This is a genomic window from Cognatiluteimonas lumbrici, assembly GCF_006476065.1.
Taxonomy (GTDB): Bacteria; Pseudomonadota; Gammaproteobacteria; order Xanthomonadales; family Xanthomonadaceae; genus Cognatiluteimonas; species Cognatiluteimonas lumbrici.
Genome location: NZ_ML636798.1, coordinates 927,813 through 945,663, shown reverse-complemented (window position 1 = coordinate 945,663; position 17,851 = coordinate 927,813). Strand labels below are relative to the sequence as shown.

The following is a 17,851-nucleotide window of genomic DNA, read 5'->3' as shown; positions in this document are numbered from 1 at the left end:
CGATGAGCTTCCTCCACAGCCTGGCCCGCACCAAGACCATCGAACAGTCCATTGCGGATGCCGCCGAGCCGGGGCACCAGCTCAAGCGTTCACTGAGTGCCTGGGACCTGATGATCCTCGGTGTGGCAGTGGCGGTCGGCGCCGGCATCTTCTCGGTCGGGGCGCGCGCGGCGGGCGACTTCGCCGGGCCCGCGACCACGCTGTCGTTCGTGCTGGCGGCGCTGACCTGCGCGCTGGCGATCATGTGCTACGCGGAGTTCGCCTCGTCGATCCCGGTCGCGGGCAGCGCCTACACCTACACCTACGCCACGCTCGGCGAGTTCCTGGCCTGGATCATCGGCTGGGACCTGATCCTGGAGCTGCTGACCGCGGCCGCGGTGATCGCCAAGTACTGGGGCATCTACCTCGCGGCGGTGTTCGACCTGTTCGACGTGCACATCCCGACCACCATCGGCGTGTTCGGGCTGGCGATGGACTGGGGGCCGCTGTTCATCGTCGCGGTGTTCACCGCGCTGCTGGTGCAGGGCACCAAGCTGTCGGCGCGGGTCAACAACGTGTTCACCGTGATCAAGGTCGGCATCGTGCTGTTCGTGATCGTGGTCGGCTTCACCTACCTGCGGGTGGAGAACTTCACGCCGTTCATTCCGCCGTCGGCGCCAACGGCGGGCACCGACGCCGACGTCTGGTCGCAGTCGCTGTTCTCGTGGGCCACCGGCGCGGTGCCGGCGAAGTACGGTGTCGCCGGTGTGCTGTCGGGCGCGGCGCTGGTGTTCTTCGCCTTCATCGGCTTCGATGTCGTCGCCACCTCCGCGGAGGAGGTGAAGGATCCGCAGAAGACGCTGCCGCGCGGGATCTTCGGCGGGCTGGCGCTGGTCACCGCGCTCTACCTGCTGGTGTCGCTGGCGCTGACCGGGATGGTGCCGTACACGGTGCTGGCCGCGGCCGAGAATCCTTCGCTGGCGACCGCCTTCATCGCGGTCGGCGCGGAGTGGGCGGCGCAGGTGATCTCGGTCGGCATCCTGGTCGGCCTGACCACGGTGATCATGGTGCTGCTGATGGGGCTGGCGCGGGTGCTGCTTGCGATGAGCCGCGACGGCCTGCTGCCGCGCTGGCTGAGCGTCACCTCGGACACCCGCAGGACGCCGGTGCGGCTGCAGGTGCTGTGCGGCGTGGTGGTGGCCTTGCTGGCCGGCTTCACCCGGGTCGAGATCCTCGAGGAGATGATCAACATCGGAACGCTGTCGGCGTTCGTGCTGGTCAGCATTGGCGTGGTGGTGCTGCGGCGCAAGCGCCCGGACCTGCCGCGCGCCTACCGCGTGCCGTTCGTACCGGTGCTGCCGATCGCCTCGGCGCTGCTGTGCTTCTACCTGATGCTCAACTTGACCACGCTGACCTGGGTGCGCTTCGCGGTGTGGCTGGCGGCTGGCATGGTCATCTACTTCGCCTACGGTCGGCGCCGCTCGCGGGTCGGGCGGCAGCGGCCGTAGCCGGAAAGCACCCCGGGCCTCAGGTGCCCGGGCCGCCGGCCGGATCGTCGAACAGTTCCGCGTAGTTGTGCAACGCAGCGTGCATGTCGGCCACCGGCGAGGCGTCGGACGGATTCGCCTTCAGCGCCTCGCTGCCGGCCATCAGCCGCGCGAGGATCGCGTGCAGCGCGATGTCCGGCTCGGTCGGCAGCTTGCAGTTGGCGAACATGTACGCGACCGCGGCATCGATGTCGGCGGCCAGCGCCGCGATGGTGGCATCGGTCGGGTGCGACTCGGCTTCCAGGCCGGCGAGCGCCGTGCGCACGCGCGACATGCCTTCCATCAGCGGCGCGTCCGGCGTCCAGCGCACATGGTTGGCCGGGACCGGGAAGTCGGTGCCGCCGGCATTCGCGATGGCGTGCGCATGGTCCGCATCGGCGTGCGCGTCGGCGCCGGCATGGGCGTCCGCGGCATCATGGGTGGCGCCGGCTTCGGCGACCGCATCGGCGTCCGTGGCCGCCGGCTGCTGCGTGCAACCGGACGCGAGCGCGCCCACGGCCAGTGCAAGCGCCAGCGCGAGGGAAGTCTGCTTCAGCTTCATGGTGTCCTCCTGGACGGATCAGAACTTGTGGGTGATGCGCACGTAGACATCGCGGTCCACGCGCGGGCGCGTGCCGAGCGGATGTTCGAGTTCGGTGCGCTCGCGGAAGCGCGCCTCCATCGAGGTCTTCGGCAGGAACTGCCACTGGTACCGGATCTCGGCCGAGCGGTCGTTTGGACGGTAGTCGGGCGACAGCAGCCAGCCGGCGTCGGCGCTGCCGACCGCGATCCCGATGTGGTGCTTCGGCGCGAAGTCGTAGACGCTGGCCAGCACCTGCCAGGCGAAGCCGCCGGTCTCGCCGGCACCGCCGGTGTCGGTGGCGCTGTCCAGCGGCGTCTCCAGCGCGTAGCCGACCTCGGCGCCGGCGACGAAGCGCGGCCCGCCCTCGCGCAGCGGCCACTCGGCGGCGATGCGCGCATCCACGGCCACGTAGTCCGAGCGCGAGGGATCGGCCAGGCCGCGGTCGGCGAGGCTGTCCGGCATCCAGGTCAGCGACAGCATGCGCTGGGTGACCGGCCCGACGCGCTGCTTGTTCTCCAGCCCGAGGAACAGCGTGGCGCGGCTGCCGTCGTCGCTGAAGTCCAGCGGTGCGTGGGCGACGCCGCCGCTGCCCTTGCGGTGGCGATACTGGCCGATCAGGTGCGCACGCCAGTCGCCGGCGACCGGCATGTCGAGGTGCACGCCGTCGGTCCACTGCACGTCGATGTTCGGGCTGTCGTTGCGGTCCAGGCCCTTCGAGGCCACGCCGGGCAGGGCGAACGCGGTCTGGAAGCGGCCGAGCTTCATGCGCAACCCATCCTCCGGCGCCTGGTATCCGAGGTAGGCCTCGTCGAGGGTGACGTCGCCGAAGGCGGCGCCGCTGCGGGTCGGGGCGTAGCCGCGCAGGTAGACGTCGGTGCCGTCCTGGTCGCTGCTGAAGCGGCCCGCGACCCGCGCGCGCACCCGCCAGCGCTCGTCGAGGCTGCGTTCGGCGGCCAGCCGCAGGCGCGCGTTGAACGCATCCTGCTCGCTCTCGCTGCCGTCGCGCGCGGTGCGCTCGCTGGCGAACCAGCCGCCGCGCAGGTCGCCGCTGAATTGCCAGCCGGAGGGGTCCGCGGACTGGGCGGCCGCGCCGAAGGTAGTGGCGAGGCCGCCGGCTGCCAGCAGTCCGGCAAGGAGCTTGCATCGCGCTGGCGGTCGCGGGCGAACAGCTACTGGAGGCGGCATTGGCGTGCTCCACGCACTGGGGGACGCGCCTAGGATGCACCCGGCACGCGCGCGGCGTCCTGACCTGGGTCAACGGGGGGCTGACTTCCGGCGGGCGTCAGTGCGAGGGCCTGGGGGACTACCGGTTCGTCGACGACAGGGACTTGGCCGGGATGACGGTGCGCCTCGGCGTCACCAACCATCAGTCGAGCAGGTATTCGAACGCGTAGTGGTGCTGGCCGTCGCGGACGCTGATCCGCAGCGAGCCCTCCAGCCCGGCCAGCGCCTCGGTGCCCGAGCCGGGGACCACGGTGACGGTCCACTCCTGCGGCACGTTGTCGCGCAGCAGCGCCCGGTGCACCAGCGCGAACGAGCCGCTGCGGCCATCGAGCGTGCCGGTGACGCGCTCCATCGCCACGTAGGCGCCGTCCTTCTTGCCGCCGCCGCTGTCCGCCAGCATCTCGCCCTGGGCGGTGGCGTCCAGCGGGCCGTGGTAGCGCTTGTCCAGCGACAGCCGAACCAGGCCGGCGGCCTCGGCCTGCGGGTTGTCGGGCTGCTGCGGCGCGATCTGGACATCGAAAGTACCGCTGGCGGTGCGCATGGACATGGCGACGACTCCCGGGACACGCGTGATGTGCGATCTTAGCGGCATGGACGCCACTCCCACCCGCCTGCGCATCGATTTCGTCTCCGACGTGGTCTGCCCCTGGTGCGCCGTGGGCCTGATGTCGCTGGAACGGGCGCTGGAGCGCACCCGCGGCGAGGTCGAGGCCGAGATCCACTTCCAGCCGTTCGAGCTGAATCCGCAGATGCCCGCGGAAGGCGAGGACGCCGAGGGCCACCTGCAGCGCAAGTACGGCATGTCGGCCGAGCAGGCCGCCGCCAACCAGCAGGTCATCGTCGACCGCGGCGCCGCCCTGGGCTTCACCTTCGACATGGCCAGGCGCAGCCGCATCTACAACACTTTCGACGCACACCGGCTGCTGCACTGGGCGGAAGGCGAAGGCGAGGACAAGCAGCGTGCGCTCAAGCACGGGCTGCTGCGGGCGTACTTCAGCGAGGGCCGCAACGTGTCCGACCACGACACCCTGGTGGCGATCGCGGGCGAGGCCGGGCTGCCGGAGGCGCGCGCGCGGGAGATCCTCGCGTCCGGCGCCTTTGCCGACGAGGTCCGCATCGGCGAGCAGTTCTTCCAGTCCCACGGCATCCGCGCGGTGCCGGCGATCATCCTCGAGCGCAAGCACCTGATCTCCGGCGGGCAGCCGCCCGAGGTGTTCGAACAGGCGCTGCGCCAGGTCGCCGCGGAGAAGCGGAAGGGCTGAACGTGGTTGCCGGGAAGTCCGACGCGACACCCCACGATCCGCGGCCGGTGCCGCCGGAGAAGCCGTTGCCGGGCGACTGCTGCGGCGACGGCTGCGCGATGTGCGTCAACGACGTCTACGAGCAGCAGCTCGAGGACTACGAGGCGGCGCTGGCTGCCTGGGAGGCGCGCAACGCGCCGGCCCCGCCAAGCGCTGGCTGAGGCCGGTCGAGCCCCCTGTTCATAAAACTCCGGGTGTGCTACAATACGCGGCGTAAGCCGTTGTATTCATTGGAAAAACAAAGGAGGAACCCAAAATAGCACACAAGGTCCTGTCCCTCTTCCGTCGCAAGTCACGGGGCAAGTCCAGCAACACCAGAAGTTCCGCCGCGGAGCTTGCGTCCGCGCTGTTCCCGGGCCCGCAGCCGGTCCCGGTCCACGCCCGCCCGGCGCCGCGCAGGCGCCGCGCACGCCACCACGGTTACACCGCGGGGCGCACGCGCCAGCCGATGTTCCGCGTGAGCTGACCCGGGGGTCAGCCGGCAGGCTTCCGGCCGCCGAGGTCCAGGATCGGCCGGAAGCCCCCGTAGATCAGCCGCTTGCCGTCGAACGGCATGGGGTTATCGGCCATCCGCGGATCCTCCATCATCTTCTGCATCCCGGCGTCGCGCGTGGCCTTGTCCGGCCACTCGATCCACGCGAACACCACCGTCTCGTCGTCCTTCGCCTGCACCGCCTTGCGGAAGTCGGTGAGGGTGCCGTCCGGGACGTCGTCGCCCCAGCACTCGACGACGCGGGTGGCGCCGAACTCGATGAAGATCGAATCGCCCTTGTTGGCGTGATCCAGGTACTTCTGCTGGTTGGCGGTGGGGACCGCCGCCACGAATCCGTCCATGTAGGCCATGGCTCTGCTCCTGTCTGGTGGGTGTCCCCCTACGACGCGCGGAGGGGGCCCGAATCGACATCCCGGGTGTCGATTCCCGGGGTGCCGGTTCGTCGGTAGTATCGACCCCTTTGCGGAAAACGGCCGATGACGACAGCAGCCCCGCCCGCCGCCTCTCTCTGGTCCGAGCTGCGCGACGCGATCCGCGGCACCGGCGCCGACTACACCGCCATCCCCCTGCGCCGCGCCGTGTTCCTGCTGGCGGTGCCGATGGTGCTGGAGCTGGTGCTCGAATCCACCTTCGCGGTGGTGGACATCTGGTTCGTGGCCAGGCTCGGCCCCTCGGCGGTGGCCACCGTCGGCCTGACCGAGACCTACCTGTTCCTGCTCTACGCGATCGCGATGGGCCTGGCGATGGCGGTCACCGCCACGGTCGCCAGGCGGGTCGGCGAGCACAAGCCGGAGGCCGCCGCGATCACCGCGGTGCAGGCGATCTGGATCGCGCTGCTGGCCTCGGTGCCGTTCGCGGTGGTCGGCATCGTGTGGGCGCGCGAGCTGCTGGCGCTGATGGGCGGCGACCCGTGGACGCTGGAGCACGGTGTCGGCTACATGCAGTGGGCGCTCGGCAGCAACGCGGTGATCATGTTGTTGTTCGTGATCAACGCGATCTACCGCGGCGCCGGCGACGCGGCGATCGCAATGCGCGTGCTGTGGGTGGCGAACGCGCTGAACATCGTGCTCGACCCGATCCTGATCTTCGGCTTCGGGCCAGTGCCGGCGATGGGCGTGGAAGGCGCCGCGATCGCCACCACCATCGGCCGCGGCACCGGCGTGCTGATGCAGCTCTGGATCCTGTTCCGCGGCGGCAAGCACATCCGCGTGCTCGCCTCGCAACTGGTGTGGCGCGGCGACATCCTCCGGAACATCGTGCGCACCTCGCTCGGCGGGGTGGGGCAGATGATCATCGGCATGACCTCCTGGATCTTCCTTGTGCGGATCCTGGCGAGCATCGGCTCCGATGCCGTGGCCGGCGCCACCATTGCGCTGCGCATGCTGATGTTCACGACCATGCCGGCCTGGGGCATGTCCAACGCCGCGGCCACGCTGGTCGGCCAGAACCTGGGGGCGGGGCACCCGGAGCGCGCCGAGTCCGCCGTGTGGCGCATCGGCTGGTACAACATGGCCTACATGGTCGCGGTCGCGGTGCTGTTCTTCGTCTTCCACGACCGCATCATCGCGTTGTTCACCGCCGACCCGGAGGTGATCGCGGTCGGTGGCGAATGGCTGCGCATCGTCTCCTACTCGTTCTTCGTCTACGGCTGGTGGATGGTCGCGGTGCAGGCCTTCAACGGCGCCGGCGACACGGTGACCCCGACCTGGATCAACCTGGTGTTCTTCTGGTTCATGCAGATCCCGCTGGCCTGGTGGCTGGCGCTGCACCTGGACTGGGGCTCGTCCGGCGTGTTCTGGGCGGTGTTCTTCTCCGAGACCTCGGTCGGCCTGTTCACGCTGTGGCTGTTCAGTCGCGGCAGCTGGAAGAGCGCCCAGGTCTAGCGCGCCCAAACGCGCGCGCGGACGCGCTAGGCTTGGGCCTCCACACAGGGAGGCCCTGCCATGCGCCACGCCATCGCCGTCCTGCTGTTCGCTGCCGCCGCGTTCGTCGGCACCGCCTTCGCCGGCACCGCGCTCGCTGCCGAAGTGCAGTACTACCCGGTGCCCAAGGGCGCCCATCCGCATGACGTCGCCGCCGATCCGCGTCCCGGCGGTCCGGTCTGGTACACCGCGCAGCACCAGGGCGCGCTCGGCCGGCTGGATCCGGCCACGGGCGAGACCCTGCAGATTCCCCTGGGCGAGGGCTCGCGCCCGCACGGCGTGATCATCGGCCCCGACGGCGACCTCTGGGTCACCGACGGCGGCCTCAACGCGATCGTGCGCGTGGACGAGAAGACCCATGCGGTCGACGTGCTCCCGCTGCCGATCGAGGAGTACGCCAACCTCAACACCGCCACCTTCGACGGCAACGGCATCCTCTGGTTCACCGGCCAGTCCGGTTACCACGGGCGCGTGGACCCGGCGACCGGCAAGGTGGACGTATGGGAGTCTCCGCGCGGCCGCGGGCCGTACGGCATCACCACCACGCCCTCCGGCGACGTGTATTACGCCTCGCTCGCCGGCAACCACATCGCGCGCATCGACACGAAGACCGGCAAGGCGACGCCGATCGACCCGCCGACCGAAGGGCAGGGCGCGCGCCGGGTGTGGAGCGACTCGCAGGGGCGTATCTGGGTCAGCGAGTGGATGTCCGGCCAGGTCAGCGTCTACGACCCGGCGGCCGCCGAGGGCGAGGCGTGGCGCCAGTGGAAGCTGCCGGGCAGCAAGCCGAAGACCTATTCGGTGTGGGTGGACGAGCACGACAAGGTCTGGCTGACCGATTTCGACGCCAACGCCATCGTGCGCTTCGACCCGGACACCGAAACCTTCGTCGCGTTCCCGAGCGACAAGCCCACGGCGGCGGTGCGGCAGATGCTCGGTCGCGACGGCGAAGCCTGGGGCGCGGAGTCGGGCACCGACCGGCTGGTGGTGGTGCGCCACGCGGACTAGTCGCCCGGTGCCCCATTGGTCATGGTGACTTTGGGCGCGCCCTCCATCGGTGGGCGGCTGATATCGTCCTCCGGTCCAAGGGAGGCGCCATGATCACGATCCGCTCGCTGCAGAAGACCTATTCCAACGGTGTCCGCGCGCTGGACTACATCAGCCTCGACATCCCGCGCGGCATGTTCGGCCTGCTTGGCCCCAACGGCGCCGGCAAGTCCTCGCTGATGCGCACCCTGGCGACGCTGCAGGATGCAGACGCCGGCAGCGCCACGATGGACGACGGCAGCGGCGGCAGCATCGACATGCTGCGCGACAAGGACGCGGTGCGCCGGCAGCTGGGCTACCTTCCGCAGGACTTCGGCGTGTACCCGAAAGTCTGCGCCGAGGACCTGTTGAACCACTTCGCGATCCTCAAGGGGCTGGTCGCGCGCGGGCCACGCAAGGAGACGGTCGAGGGGCTGTTGAAGCAGGTCAACCTGTGGGACGCGCGCAAGCGCAAGCTCGGTACCTATTCCGGCGGCATGCGCCAGCGCTTCGGCATCGCCCAGGCACTGCTCGGCCAGCCGCGGCTGGTGATCGTTGACGAGCCGACCGCCGGCCTCGACCCGGAGGAGCGTAACCGGTTCCTCAACCTGCTGGCCGAGATCGGCGAGAACGTGGCGGTGATCCTGTCCACGCACATCGTCGAGGACGTCACCGACCTGTGCCAGCGCATGGCGATCATGAACAAGGGCCAGGTGCTGCTGGCGGGGCAGCCCGCGGACGCGATCGCGGCGCTCGCCGGGCACGTCTGGCGGCGCAAGGTCGACAAGGCCGAGTTGCCCGGGTACCAGTCGCGATACCAGGTGCTGTCGACGCGGCTGGTCGGCGGGCAACCGATCATCCACGTGTTCTCCGAGTCCGATCCGGGCGACGGCTTCGAGCGCATCGATGCCGGGCTGGAGGACGTCTACTTCCGGCAACTGCGCCTGCAGCAGAAGGCGGCCTGAGATGCCGGCACCCGCGATGTGGGAGTTCCTGCGCTTCGAATGGCGGGAGCAGATGCGCAGCGGACTGCTGTGGATGTTCGCGCTGTTCTTCGGCCTGCTGGCGTTCGGCGCAATGTCGAGCGAGGCGGTGCAGATCGGGGGCGCCGCCGGTGGCGTCTACAAGAACGCGCCGACGGTCGTGATCACCATCCTGGCCATGTTCACCCTGGTCGGGTTGCTGGCGATCGCCGGGATCGTCAGCCATGCACTGCTCGGGGACTTCGAGCTCGGCACGGCGGACCTCGTGTTCTCGCACCCGATCCGCAAGCGGGACTACCTGGTCGGGCGGATGCTGGCGGCATTCCTCGCCTGCGTGGTGGTGTTCCTGGTGATCGCCGGGGCGATGCTGCTGGCGCAACACATGCCGTGGATCGATCCGGAGCGGCTCGGACCGACGCCCTGGCGAGCCTATGCCTGGGCGCTGGGCGTGATCGTGCTTCCCAACCTGGTGTTCGCGCTGGGCCTGCTCGGGCTGCTGGCGGTGCTGACCCGCTCGATCCTCTGGGTGTACATCGGATTGCTCGGCTACATCGTCGGCTGGGCCGTCAGCCAGTCGCTGGTGCGCGACCTGGACAACGTGTGGATGGCGGTGATGGCGGATCCGCTGGGTGCGCGCGCGCTCAGCCGCACGATCCGCTACTGGGCCACCGACCAGCGCAACCATGCGATCCCGGAGCTTTCCAGGTACATCCTCGCCAACCGTGCGCTCTGGCTGGCTGTCGGCCTGGGCCTGGTAGGCGCTGCGTTCGCCCTGTTCCGCACCGAACGCACCGGTACCGGCAAGGGCTGGCGCCGGCGCCGGAAGCCGGCGGCGCCGGCCACGACCACGCCAGCGGCCGCGGTCGCGGCCGAGACCCCCGCGCGCGTGCCCGTGCACACGCCGGACACCGGCGCGCTGGTCACCGCGCGCCAGTTCGTCTCCATGCTTTGGTTCGACACCACCAGCGTGCTGCGCAGCGTGCCGCTGATCGTGATGCTGCTGTTCGGGCTCGCGAACTTCCTGCCGTCGCTGTTCACGATGGACTTCATGTACGGGACGCCGACCCATCCGGTGACCTCGCGGGTGGCCGACGTGCTGCAGGGCGCCTACAGCTGGCTGCTGGTGATCGTGGTGCTGTTCTACGCCGGCGAACTGGCCGCGCGGCCGCGGGTGGCGCGCGTCAACGAAGTGACCGACGCCATGCCGACCCCGGACTGGATGCCGGTGCTGGCCAAGCTCGGCGCGCTGTTCCTGGTGATCGTGGTGTTCCAGGCCATCGGCGCCATCGCCGGCATCCTGTTCCAGCTGGGCCGCGGAATCCCGGTGGAGCCGCTGACCTGGCTCAAGCTGCTGCTCAACGGCAGCATCTTCTTCGGGCTGATGGCGATGCTGGCGCTGGCCCTGCAGGGCATTACCCACAACAAGTTCGCCGGCTACGCGCTGGTGATCGCGGTGCTGCTGGCGCAAGGTGTGCTCGACGCGCTCGACTTCAGCCACAACCTGTACATTGTCGGCGGCGCGCCGAACGCGCCGTGGTCGGACATGAACGGCTACGGCCATTTCCTCCCCGGACAACTGTCGTTCCAGGCCTACTGGGCGCTGTTCATGGTGGCCTTGCTGGCGATCGCGACCGCGTTGTGGGTGCGCGGCACCGAGACCGGCTGGAGCAGGCGCATGCGGGCAATGCGCGCGCGCCTGCGTGGACCGGTCGGCGCGGTGCTGGCGGTGTCCCTTGCCGGGTTCGTCGTCCTGGGGAGCTGGCTGTTCTGGAACACCAACATCCGCAACGAGTACGTGGCGCCGGACGTCGAGCGCGACCGGCTTGCGCACTACGAGAAGGAATACAAGCAGTACGAGGGGCTGCCGCAGCCGAAGATCGAGAAGGTGCACGTGGACGTGGACCTGCGTCCTGAAACCCAGGTGATGCGTGCCACCGGTACCTACCGCATCGCCAACACCCACGACACGCCAATCACCGATGTCCATGTGCACCTGGCGGATGCCGAGGCGCTGGAGTCGATCGACTTCGGCGGGCAGGAGCTGGTGACGTACGACGAGCCGATCGGTTACCGCATCTACCGGCTGGACGAGCCGATGCAGCCGGGCGAGCGGCGCGAGATGCACTTCGCGGTCGACTACCACCCCCGTGGCATCACCAACGGCCAGGCGCAGACAGCGATCGTCGAGAACGGCACCTTCTTCAACAGCAGCTATTTCCCCGGGTTCGGCTACGACGCCGGCATGGAGTTGGAGGACCGCAATGAGCGGCGCAAGCGCGGGCTCGGCGAGCCCACGCGCATGCCGAAGCTGGAGGACGTCGCGGCGCGCCAGGCCACCTACCTGACCGACGATGCCGACTGGATCGACTACTCGGCCACGATCTGCACCGCGCCGGACCAGGTCGCGCTGTCGCCGGGCAAGCTGCAGCGCAGCTTCGAGAAGGACGGTCGCCGCTGCTACGCCTACGCGATGGACCAGCCGATGCTGGACTTCTACTCGGTGCTGTCGGCGCGCTACGCGGTGGCGAAGGGCGACTACGAGGGACTTCCGATCGAGGTCTACCACGACCCCCGGCACGCCTACAACGTAGAGCGGATGATCGAGGCGGTCCGCAAGTCGCTGGCCTATTACGAGGAGGCGTTCGCGCCGTACCAGTTCGACCAGGTCCGGATCCTGGAATTTCCCCGCTATGCGTCGTTCGCGCAGTCGTTCGCCAACACCATCCCGTTCTCCGAGTCCATCGGCTTCATCGCCGATCTGACCCGCGACGACGCGATCGACTACGTGTTCTACGTCACCGCGCACGAAGTCGCGCACCAGTGGTGGGGGCACCAGGTGGCCGGCGCGAACTCGCAGGGCGGGACGGTGCTGGTGGAATCGCTGGCGCAGTACTCGGCGCTGATGGTGATGGAGCAGGAGTACGGTCGCGCGCGCATGCGCCAGTTCCTGAAGTACGAACTGGACCGCTACCTCGCCGGCCGCGGTACCGAGCGGCTGGAGGAGTTGCCGCTGTACCGTGCCGAGAACCAGGCCTACATCCACTACAACAAGGGCTCGCTGGTGTTCTACCGGCTGCGCGAGGAGATGGGCGAGGACGCCCTGAACCGCGCGCTCTCGCGCTTCGTGGCGGATCGTCGCTTCGGCATGCCTCCGTACCCGACCACGCTGGACCTGCTTCGCTACATCCGGGAGGAAGCGGGGCCTGGGAGGGAGCAGCTGGTCACCGACCTGTTCGAAAAGATCACCCTGTACGACAACCGGGTGGCCGCGGCGACCGCGAGGAAGCTCCCCGACGGACGCTACGAAGTGACGATGACGCTGCACGCCGGCAAGTTCCACGCCGATGGCAAGGGGCGCGAGGCGGCGGTCGCGATGGACGACCGGGTGGAGATCGGCGTGTTCGCCGACGGGCCCTCGGGCGAAGAGAAGGACGAGAGGGTGCTGTACCTCGAGCCGCGCAGGATCGCCGCCGGAGCGGACGCGGCCGAACAGGTGGTGAAGGTCGTCGTCGACGGACGGCCGGACAGCGTCGGCTTCGATCCCTACAACAAGCTGATCGACAAGGTGCCTTCGGACAACCGCAAGTCGGTCACGATCGTCGAATAGTCGCCGACGACTAGTTGTCGAGCTCGCGCAGCGTCACCGAGGGCGGCGCGTCGAGCACGCGGCGGGTGGCGAACAGGCCGGCCAGCAGCGCCGCGGCCATGCCCAGCGCGGCGCCGGCGGCCGCCATCGCCCAGTCCGGCTCCCACGGCAGCTCGAACACCTGCACCGCGATGATCCCGGCCAGCAGCGAGGCCGCGATCGCCGCGACCAGGCCCGACAGCAATCCGATCGCCGCGAACTCCGAGGCCTGCGCCAGCCGCATCTGCCCGCGGCTGCCGCCGAGCACGCGCATCACCGCACCCTCGAGCAGGCGCTCGTCCTGGCTGGCGCTGACCGCGGCCATCAGCACCAGCAGCCCGGCCAGCAGCGAGAACCAGAACACCACCTCGACCACGGTCGAGACCTGGTCCGCGGTGTCGCGCACCTGCGCCAGCACCGCGGAGATGTCGATCACCGACAGGTTGGGGAACGCCTCGACCAGGTCGGCGGTGAAGCGCGTCGCGTCCGGCGGCACCGTCACCGCGGTGATGTGGCTGGCGGCGAAGGCGTCGAGCGAACCGGGCGAGGCGATCACGAAGAAGTTGGGGCGGAAGCTTTCCCAGTCCACCGTGCGCAGGCTGGTGATGGTCGCTTCGAACGGCTGCCCGGCGATGTCGAAGCCGATGCGGTCGCCGAGCTTCCAGCCGAGGTCGCGCGCGAACTCCTCTTCGACCGACAGCTCGGGGGTCGTCGTCGGCCCGGTCCAGAAGGTGCCGGCGACGACCTCGTTGTCGTCGCGCAGGGCATCGGCCATGGACAGGTTGAACTCGCGCTCGGCCATGCGCCGGGCGCGCTCGCCGCGGGCGGCATAGTCCTCGCCGGTGACCGCTTCGCCGTTGTCCGAGACCAGGCGCGCGCGGATCATCGGGAACAGCACCGGCTCGCCGACGCCGGCCTCGGCGATGTGCCGGCGCACCGCGTCCACCTGGTCGTCCTGCACGTTGATGATGAAGCGGTTGGGGGCGGTCTCCGACAGCGCCAGCTGCCAGCGGTCGAGCAGGTCGGTGCGCACGAAGGTCAGCAGCAGCAGCGCCATCAGCCCGAGGCCGAGCGCCGCGACCTGGGCGATGCTTGTGGCCGGGCGGCGCGCGACGTTGGCCAGGCCGTAGCGCAGGCTGCCGCGCAGCCGCGCGCGCAGGCGACGCACCGCCAGCACCAGGCACCAGGCCAGCAGCGCCAGCGCCGCGAAGGTGGCGAGCAGCCCGCCGAGCAGCGCCAGCGCCAGCGTCGCAGAACCGGACTTCCACCACAGCAGCGCGGCCAGGCCGGCGAGCCCGAGCAGGATCACCACCCAGGCGCTCGGCTCGGTCGGGTCGAGGTCGCGGCGGATTACGCGTAGCGCCGGCACCCGGCGCAGGGCCAGCACCGGCGGCGCACCGAAGGCAAGCAGCACCAGCAGGCCGATCCCGAAGCCGCGCAGGGCCGGCAACGCGCTGGCGGGGGGGATCTCGATCCCGAGTTCGCGCGACAGCCACGCGCCGATGCCCCATTGCAGCGCGAACGCGATCGCCACGCCGATGGCGCTGCCGAGCAGCGCGAGCAGCAACAGCTCGCCGACGTGCACCGAGACCAGCGTGCGCTGGCTGGCGCCGAGGCAGCGCATCACCGCGGTCCCGGAGAGGTGGCGCTCGCTGTGGCGGCGCGCCGCCATTGCCACCGCGACCGCGGCCAGCACCACCGAGACCAGGGCCGCGAGCCCGAGGAAGCTGGCCGCGCGGTCCAGCGCCGAGCGGATCTCGGGGCGGGCGTCGGACGCCGTTTCCAGGCGTTGCCGGTCGGCGAGGTTGGCCTCGGCGAGCGCGGTGAAACGCTGCACGGCGTCGGCGTCGCCGGCGACCACCAGCCGGTACTGGATGCGGCTGCCTTCCTGCACCAGCCCGGTGGCGTCGAGGTCGGCGCGGTTGATGAACACCTTGGGCGCGACGTTGAAGTAGTCGAGCGCGGCGTCGGGCTCCTGCGCCACCAGCGCGACCAGTTCGAACTCGGCCTCGCCGAGCGCGATGCGGTCGCCGATGCGGGCGCCGAGCGTCTCGGCACCGGCGCGGCTCAGCCAGGCGGTGCCGGGCGCAGGGATGCCTTCGGCGTTGCGCTCGACGCCGTCGCTGCCGGCAACGACGTAGCTGCCGCGCAGCGGATAGCCGTCGCCGAGCACGCGCAGGTCGCCGAGCTGCAGGCGCGCGTCGTCGGCGTCGCCGACCCGCACCATGGTGTTGAACTCCAGCGTCTCGCTGTGGCGCAGGCCGGGAGCCGCGGCCGCCTCGCGGATCGCGCCCTCGACCGGGCTGCGCGACCGCACCACCGCGTCGCCGCCGAGCAGCTGGTTGGCCTGCAGCACCAGCGCGCGCTCGGCGCGCTCGGTGACGAAGCCGACCGCGGTGATCGCGAGCACCGCCAGCGCCAGCGCGGCCAGCAGGATGCGCACCTCGCCGGCCGCGAGATCGCGGCGCAGCTGGCGCCAGGCCATCCGGGCGGCGGTCATGCAGCCGCCACCGCGCGTGCTTCGTCGGCGACCAGGCGGCCGCTGTCCAGCCGCAGCAGGCGCCCGCAGCGCACCGCCAGGTGCTCGTCGTGGGTCACCAGCACCAGGGTGGTGCCGGCATCCTGGTTGAGCGCGAACAGCAGTTCGATGATCGCCTCGCCGGTGTGGGTGTCGAGGTTGCCGGTGGGCTCGTCGGCGAACAGCAACGAGGGCCGGGTCACGAACGCGCGCGCCAGCGCCACGCGCTGCTGCTCGCCGCCCGAGAGCTGGCGCGGGTAATGGCCGAGGCGGTGCCCGAGCCCGACCTTCTCCAGCACCGCGCGCGCCGGCGCATCCACCTCGCGGTCGCCGCGCAGTTCCAGCGGCAGCATCACGTTCTCGAGCGCGGTGAGGGAGGGCAGCAGCTGGAAGCTCTGGAACACGAAGCCGACCTGCTCGCCGCGCACCCGGGCGCGGCCGTCCTCGTCGAGCGCGGTCAGTTCGACGCCTGCCAGCCGCACCGAGCCGCTGCTGGGCAGATCCAGCCCGGCCATCAGCGACAGCAGCGTGCTCTTGCCCGAACCGGAGGCGCCGACGATGGCCACGGTATCGCCGCTGGCGACCTCGAAGCCGAGGCCTTCGAGGATGGTCAGCTCGCCGGCGGGCAGGCGGACGCGCTTGCCCAGCGCCTCCACCTGCAGGATGGGGGCCGCTTCAGCCTGTGATCGGGTGGCGTCGGTCAAGATAGGGGTTCCCGCGAAGGTTGGAGAATGGACGGATGCATTGTCCCGGATATTCGGTGGCGGCGGCGCGCAGGCAATGGGCCAAAGGTTGGCTGCTGGCGATGCTGGCCGCGCTGCTGCTGGCCGCGCCGGCGAGCGCGGCGCCCGCGCAGCGCACCGTGCTCGTGTTCGGCGACTCGCTCTCTGCCGGCTACGGCATGGCCGCGGAGCAGGGCTGGGTGGCGCTGCTGGAAAAGCGCCTGGCCCGGCGGGCGCCCGGCTGGAAGGTGGTGAACGCCAGCGTCAGCGGCGAAACCACCGCCGGCGGCGTGTCCCGGCTGGCGAAGGTGCTCGAGCGCACCGACCCGGACGTGGTGGTGATCGAGCTCGGCGCCAACGACGGCCTGCGCGGGCTGCCGCTGCAGGCCAGCCGCGACAACCTGGCGAAGATGGTGCGCGCGGCGAAACGCGCCGGGGCCGAGGTGCTGCTGGTCGGCATGCGCATGCCGCCGAACCTGGGGCGCGCCTACACCGACGGCTTCGAGGCCAACTTCCGCGCGGTGGCGAAGGACGAGGGCGTCGCTCTGCTGCCGTTCCTGCTCGCGCCGATCGCGGCCGATGCCGACGCCTTCCAGGCCGACGACCTGCATCCCACCGCCGCCGCGCAGCCGAAGCTGCTCGACCACGTCTGGCCCGCGCTGGAGCCGCTGCTGGAGCCTTGACGCGGATTGGCGTATGAAGGGTGTGTCGTCCCGTCGCCGGAGGATGGATGAACACCAAGCCGCAGCCCGACCCGAAGCAGAAGCAGAAGGAAGGCGAGTTCGACCCTCGCGACAAGAACCGCGACGGCGTGGTCGACGAGCAGGAGCTGGTCGACTTCGAGAGCGAGCAGAGCTTCCCGGCCAGCGACCCGCCGAGCTGGACCCTGGGGCCGGAAAAGGCCGAATGAGCGCCGGCCCCGCCCTGCGCCACGCCGGCATCTCGCGCACGATCCTCGACGCCATCGGCGACACGCCGCTGCTCGAGATCGACGGCGTGTTCGCCAAGCTGGAGTTCATGAACCCCTCCGGCTCGATCAAGGCGCGCATCGCCTGGTACATGGTCGAGAAGGCCGAGCAGCAGGGCCTGCTGAAGCCCGGCGACACCATCGTCGAGGCCACCAGTGGCAACACCGGCAACGCGCTGTCTATGGTTGCCGCGGTGAAGGGCTACCGGATGCTGGTGATGATGCCGGAGGGGCTGTCCAACGAGCGCGTGGCGATCTCGCGCGCGTACGGCGCGGAGGTGCGCTTCGTCGGCCACTTCCACGTCAACTCCGCGCTCGAGGAAGCGAAGCGCCTGGGCGAGCAGCCCGGCCATTTCGCGCCGGCCCAGTTCGAATCCGAATACAACGTCGAGGAGAACCGCGAGATCCTCGGCCCGGAGATCCTGGCGCAGCTGGGCGACCGCGTGCCCGACGCGCTGGTCATGGGCGTGGGCACGGGCGGCACCCTGATCGGCGTCGGCCAGGCCTTCCGCAAGGCGAACCCGAAGGTGCGCCTGTTCGCCATGGAGCCCTCGGAATCGCAGACCATCCTCTGCGGCGAGGTCAGCACCCACCACATCGAAGGCATTTCCGACGGATTCGTGCCGGGGATCTTCGCGCGCCACGCGGAACTGGTGGACGCGACCCTGTCGGTCTCGAGCGCCGAGGCGATCGCGGAGATGCGCCGGCTGGCGCGCGAGCACGGCCTGCTCTGCGGCCCCAGTTCCGGCGCGCACCTGGTCGCGGCGCGCCGCGTGCGCGAACAGCATCCGGAGTTCCGCACCGTGGTGACGCTGTTCTGCGACGAAGGCGAGAAATACCTGCAGGACCACTTCAGCCAGCCGGCGGACGACGTCGTCGGCGACGCGTTTCTCTAGTACTGTCCCCCTTGGGGGAACCACTCCGGTTCCGATGCGAGGGGGAAGTCATGGGCTGGAAGTCTCTGGCGGTACTGGCTTGCGCG

General features: G+C 70.1%; 16 protein-coding genes. 10 read left to right on the top strand and 6 right to left on the bottom strand.

What is annotated here, in order from left to right:
* The first annotated feature begins 2 nt into the window (after nucleotides 1–2).
* Nucleotides 3–1,487: an amino acid permease gene (locus E4F25_RS04665; RefSeq protein ID WP_140909048.1), complete on the top strand. Its 1,485-nt coding sequence runs from the start codon at nucleotides 3–5 to the stop codon at nucleotides 1,485–1,487.
* Between the two features lie 19 nt (nucleotides 1,488–1,506).
* Here E4F25_RS04665 and E4F25_RS04660 read toward each other — a convergent pair whose 3' ends face one another.
* The 3 genes from E4F25_RS04660 to E4F25_RS04650 form a co-directional block, all read right to left on the bottom strand.
* Complete coding sequence (locus tag E4F25_RS04660) at nucleotides 1,507–2,067, bottom strand: DnrO protein (RefSeq protein ID WP_140909047.1); 561 nt, start codon at nucleotides 2,065–2,067, stop codon at nucleotides 1,507–1,509.
* An 18-nt stretch (nucleotides 2,068–2,085) separates the two neighbouring features.
* A complete protein-coding gene (locus tag E4F25_RS04655; protein WP_140909046.1) occupies nucleotides 2,086–3,273 on the bottom strand; it encodes a hypothetical protein in 1,188 nt (395 codons plus the stop codon).
* A gap of 181 nt (nucleotides 3,274–3,454) precedes the next feature.
* On the bottom strand, nucleotides 3,455–3,859 hold the full coding sequence (locus tag E4F25_RS04650; RefSeq protein ID WP_246069753.1) for a DUF3224 domain-containing protein: 405 nt from the start codon (nucleotides 3,857–3,859) through the stop codon (nucleotides 3,455–3,457).
* A gap of 43 nt (nucleotides 3,860–3,902) precedes the next feature.
* On the opposite strand from E4F25_RS04650, the gene E4F25_RS04645 reads away from it, so the two are divergent.
* The gene (locus tag E4F25_RS04645; RefSeq protein ID WP_140909045.1) at nucleotides 3,903–4,574 is read left to right on the top strand and encodes a DsbA family oxidoreductase; all 672 of its coding nucleotides are present in this window, start codon (nucleotides 3,903–3,905) and stop codon (nucleotides 4,572–4,574) included.
* Between the two features lie 2 nt (nucleotides 4,575–4,576).
* The gene (locus E4F25_RS04640) at nucleotides 4,577–4,774 is read left to right on the top strand and encodes an oxidoreductase-like domain-containing protein (protein WP_140909044.1); all 198 of its coding nucleotides are present in this window, start codon (nucleotides 4,577–4,579) and stop codon (nucleotides 4,772–4,774) included.
* 313 nt (nucleotides 4,775–5,087) lie between these two features.
* On the opposite strand, the gene E4F25_RS04635 is transcribed toward E4F25_RS04640, so the two are convergent.
* The gene (locus E4F25_RS04635; protein ID WP_140909043.1) at nucleotides 5,088–5,456 is read right to left on the bottom strand and encodes a DUF1428 domain-containing protein; all 369 of its coding nucleotides are present in this window, start codon (nucleotides 5,454–5,456) and stop codon (nucleotides 5,088–5,090) included.
* Nucleotides 5,457–5,582: 126 nt separating this feature from the next.
* Here E4F25_RS04635 and E4F25_RS04630 point away from each other — a divergent pair, with 126 nt between their 5' ends.
* The 4 genes from E4F25_RS04630 to E4F25_RS04615 all read left to right on the top strand — a co-directional run bounded on the left by E4F25_RS04630 (nucleotide 5,583) and on the right by E4F25_RS04615 (nucleotide 12,644).
* Entirely contained in the window at nucleotides 5,583–6,989 is a 1,407-nt protein-coding gene (locus E4F25_RS04630; protein ID WP_140909042.1) for an MATE family efflux transporter, read from the top strand.
* A 60-nt stretch (nucleotides 6,990–7,049) separates the two neighbouring features.
* Nucleotides 7,050–8,036: a Vgb family protein gene (locus E4F25_RS04625; RefSeq protein WP_220433181.1), complete on the top strand. Its 987-nt coding sequence runs from the start codon at nucleotides 7,050–7,052 to the stop codon at nucleotides 8,034–8,036.
* 89 nt (nucleotides 8,037–8,125) lie between these two features.
* Entirely contained in the window at nucleotides 8,126–9,019 is an 894-nt protein-coding gene (locus E4F25_RS04620) for an ABC transporter ATP-binding protein (RefSeq protein WP_140909041.1), read from the top strand.
* Between the two features lies 1 nt (nucleotide 9,020).
* The gene (locus E4F25_RS04615; protein WP_246069751.1) at nucleotides 9,021–12,644 is read left to right on the top strand and encodes a M1 family aminopeptidase; all 3,624 of its coding nucleotides are present in this window, start codon (nucleotides 9,021–9,023) and stop codon (nucleotides 12,642–12,644) included.
* Between the two features lie 10 nt (nucleotides 12,645–12,654).
* Here the strand turns inward: E4F25_RS04615 and E4F25_RS04610 are convergent, their stop codons facing one another.
* Nucleotides 12,655–15,162 carry an ABC transporter permease gene (locus E4F25_RS04610; RefSeq protein WP_140909040.1) on the bottom strand — a complete coding sequence of 836 codons (2,508 nt, stop codon included), beginning with the start codon at nucleotides 15,160–15,162 and terminating at the stop codon, nucleotides 12,655–12,657.
* Nucleotides 15,159–15,884 (bottom strand): ABC transporter ATP-binding protein, encoded by a 726-nt coding sequence (locus tag E4F25_RS04605; protein WP_246069750.1) that lies wholly within the window; start codon nucleotides 15,882–15,884, stop codon nucleotides 15,159–15,161. The genes E4F25_RS04610 and E4F25_RS04605 overlap by 4 nt, the downstream gene beginning before the upstream one ends.
* Nucleotides 15,885–15,919: 35 nt before the next feature.
* Between E4F25_RS04605 and E4F25_RS04600 the strand changes: the two genes are divergently transcribed.
* The 3 genes from E4F25_RS04600 to E4F25_RS04590 are packed head-to-tail and all read left to right on the top strand — an operon-like array spanning nucleotide 15,920 to nucleotide 17,765.
* Nucleotides 15,920–16,585: an arylesterase gene (locus tag E4F25_RS04600; RefSeq protein ID WP_246069749.1), complete on the top strand. Its 666-nt coding sequence runs from the start codon at nucleotides 15,920–15,922 to the stop codon at nucleotides 16,583–16,585.
* Between the two features lie 47 nt (nucleotides 16,586–16,632).
* A complete protein-coding gene (locus tag E4F25_RS04595) occupies nucleotides 16,633–16,812 on the top strand; it encodes a hypothetical protein (RefSeq protein ID WP_140909039.1) in 180 nt (59 codons plus the stop codon).
* Entirely contained in the window at nucleotides 16,809–17,765 is a 957-nt protein-coding gene (locus E4F25_RS04590; protein WP_140909038.1) for a PLP-dependent cysteine synthase family protein, read from the top strand. Before E4F25_RS04595 ends, E4F25_RS04590 begins: the two co-directional genes overlap by 4 nt.
* Nucleotides 17,766–17,851 lie beyond the last annotated feature (86 nt).